This window comes from Lentiprolixibacter sp., from assembly GCF_982873095.1.
The window spans coordinates 1-3369 of the sequence record NZ_CEYNTP010000273.1; the positions used below are offsets into that span (position 1 = coordinate 1).

General features: G+C 39.2%; 3 protein-coding genes and 1 pseudogene. All 4 read left to right on the forward strand.

Annotated features, from left to right (window positions below):
* Positions 1-742: hypothetical protein (locus AC4E7D_RS13020; protein ID WP_490174221.1), on the forward strand; the 742-nt coding region annotated here is incomplete at its 5' end.
* 52 nt (positions 743-794) lie between these two features.
* Positions 795-926 (forward strand): hypothetical protein, encoded by a 132-nt coding sequence (locus AC4E7D_RS13025; protein WP_490174222.1) that lies wholly within the window; start codon positions 795-797, stop codon positions 924-926.
* A gap of 123 nt (positions 927-1049) precedes the next feature.
* Positions 1050-2930, forward strand: a complete 1881-nt coding sequence (locus AC4E7D_RS13030) for a serine hydrolase domain-containing protein (protein WP_490174223.1) — start codon at positions 1050-1052, stop codon at positions 2928-2930.
* A gap of 148 nt (positions 2931-3078) precedes the next feature.
* Positions 3079-3369, forward strand: a pseudogene (locus AC4E7D_RS13035) (hypothetical protein); the annotation flags it as partial.

Below are 3369 nucleotides of genomic sequence, written 5' to 3' on the forward strand. Positions count from 1 at the left end.
AGCTCTCAACATGGCTCAAATCCCTCCTGAAGGACCGGTGCATGATTGGTTTCATAGAAGCCACCCAACCCGGCACTCAGGGTCGGGTTACAACACTAAAACTCCAGAGAATTATTTCTGGTCTTATGCTCCGGCAAAAGCCTATGATGCTCTGGTCTTTTTGGATAGCACCAATCCAGTAGCGGCAATAAACAAAGCGGATTTTGATGTGATCTGGATGCTGGATAAAAAGCTCGACCATCCAGTGAATCTAGATTTTGAAAGTGATCAATCCGGTGAACTTCCCGAGGGCTGGCTGGTCTGGTCGAAGTTTCAAAGAGTTGGGGTACAGTTTAAAGTTACCGATGAGAATCCGTATCAGGGAGAACAGTCCGTATTGCTATATCGCCCTGAAGGGATCACATTCGGAGAGTTGACTCCCAACTTAACTCAAACAATAGATGCAAAACCATACCGAGGAAAAAAAATTCGGGTACTTGCTGCTTCCCGGTCAGACGTAACAGCGCCAGGATTTGCATTTTTAAGACTGGTGGTTGAACCCGATGTACTTCAAAGTGCTCATGATGGATCACCTCCCCTGTTTGACAGTCTCGATCAGTTCCGCATTGAATCCTCTCAATGGGAAATGCTTGAGATAGAAGCAGAGGTTCCTGAAATTGCAAATGCCATTAATTATGGTGTTTATCTAAGAGACTTTGGAACGGTTTGGTTGGATGCAGTCCAGATAGAAGTAATTGATTGAATTCCTAATAAATTAGGTATAGAAAGAAGGCTGCACCTATATAAGACCATAGGTGTCCATAAAAACCAACTTCTGGAAATATGAAGATTTTAAGCACTACACCTCCCTTAAACTGATGGTCCAGATCATTTTACGGTTGCGGAATGAGGGGTTGTTGACGAAGGATGAGATCGTTTATGTTTAGGTATATGCTGCCTTTCTTGTGATTATTTATTCACAAAATTCTTACTAATACAGTCTAAGAACATAAAAGATATAGGGTTAATGACTATATTCAGATGTTGTGCATAATTCTGTTCGATAATCCATGAAAACTATAAACATTGTAGTCCTTATACTTACCGTTATATTAAAATTGAATGCGACATATTCTCAAAATTCAGCCGGAACACCGACTGAATTGGTGAATTGGATTGACTCTCAATTTACTAATTCAATGGACTCACTGAATATTGCCGGGGCTACCTTTGTTTTAATACGTGGAGATGCTATTGCCCATATTAAAGGCTATGGTTTAGCTGACATTGAGAAGAATATCCCTGTTAACGATTCTACCACACTTTTTGGATTAGCTTCTATTTCAAAAACCTTTGTTGGTGTTGCAATTATGAAATTGTATGAAGAAGGAAAGTTAACGCTCGATGAAGACATTAACCAGTATCTAAAGTCACTAAAGGTTGACTATGTGTATGACAACCCGATAACAATAAGGCAACTATTAACCCATACAGCTGGCCTTGATGAACGCAATTTGGAAAATCGGGTTAGAACTGAGAAAGAGGTTATTTCACTGGGGGAATATTTAGCGAAGAGGCTGCCTCCGCAGATTAGACCATCCGGAGAGGCATTAACGTACTCGAGTCACGGTTATGCATTACTAGGTCTTATTGTGGAAGACATTTCGGGAGTTCCTTTCCATGAGTTCGTAAAAAAAAGAATTCTACAACCCCTTGAAATGGAATTCAGTAGTTTTAAAAAACAGGCCGCCTACGAGAAAAACTACGCAAAAAGTTACTTGCAAAAGGGCGATAGGCTCATTCCATATGAAACCTCCTTTATGCACCAGTATCCAGCCGGATCGATGACTTCAACCGCCAAGGAGATGAGCCACTACATTTCAATGCTGCTTAATCATGGCCGTTATAAAGGTAAAAGACTATTGGATAGTTTGACCGTTTCTAAAATGTTTACTCCAGCTTTCAAACATTATGAAAAAGCTCAAGATGGATGGCTTTTGGGATTTTACGAGAGGCATTGGAAAGGTTTGCAGGTTGTTGAACATGGAGGTGATATAGATGGTTTTGCGAATACCTTGATGCTAATTCCTGAAAAAAGCATTGGCTTGTTTATATCAGTTAACGCTTCGAATTTAAAGGACAGAAAGAGCAGGCGCTTTATTGAAGACTTTACGAATGATTTGTTTGATAAAATGCTTCCTTCATATGCCCTAAAAGAAATGCATCTGGAGCCGCCGGATCTGGGATCTGTAAACAAGCCATTAAAAGCATTTCAAGGTGTATATCGACATACGAGGTATGCGCAAACAACATTAGATAAGGTTGCTGTCTTTATAGGTCTTGCTCCTGAAGTCCATATTGACCTTAAAAATGACACCCTAGTATTACGGGAAAAGAATGAGCAATTAGTCCCAGTTTCCGACCTAACCCTTTATGGAACAACCGAAAAAAAGAACTACGCGTTTGGAGAAAATGATGAAGGAGATATAGCGTATTTTTTTTCGGATACTCAATCGTACCATAGACTAAAATGGTTTGAAACGGTAAAGTTTCAATTAATCTTGATCGGAAGTATTGTTTCTATATTCCTGATCTTCCTTTTTGGAACCCTTGTTCAGTACCTATTTTTAGCTAAAAAGAAAATACATTCGGTGGGAAAAATAAACCTTGCTATCGCCCTTCTCACACTCTTTTTCTTAACTTCTTTTGGATTAATCTTATTGAAAACAGATCCGTATCAATTCAATTACGGTATTCCTCTAATATTAAAATCTGTTCTTATCCTGCCATTTATCATTATTGTACTTGTACTATCGTCTGTATATCTTTTGATCAGGGCTATTCGACTAAAGCAAGTAGGCTTTTGGAAGTTAAATTTCGCCGTTAGCATTGCAGCAGTGTTTTTCATTGCCTGGTTATATTATTGGAATTTAATTGGCTTTAATTATTAAATATCAACCTTCTGGAAATAGGGTGACTTCAAGCATTACACCTCCCTAAAACTCATGGCCCATGTGCTTGGAATTCTTTACCCCAAAGAAGATTTTTGAGGTATATCAGTAAAACGTAAATTAGATATGCCTTATAATATCAATAACCATGATGCCTAAAATCTGGATATATTTCCTTTTGTTATGGATCCCGCTATCCTGCCAAAAGGCCGATAAAAAATACGTTTTTGTTGAGGGTAAAGACATTTACTCGCCAGAAGGTGAGCGTTTGCATTTAAAAGGGGTGAATCTGGGGAATTGGCTGTTACCAGAAGGCTATATGTTTAAGTTGCGTAACTGTAACTCCCCGCGTAAAATAGACCAGGCCATCCGGGAATTGATAGGCAATAGTGCTACCACTGCCTTTTGGGACGCCTTCCTCGAGAATCACATAACCGAA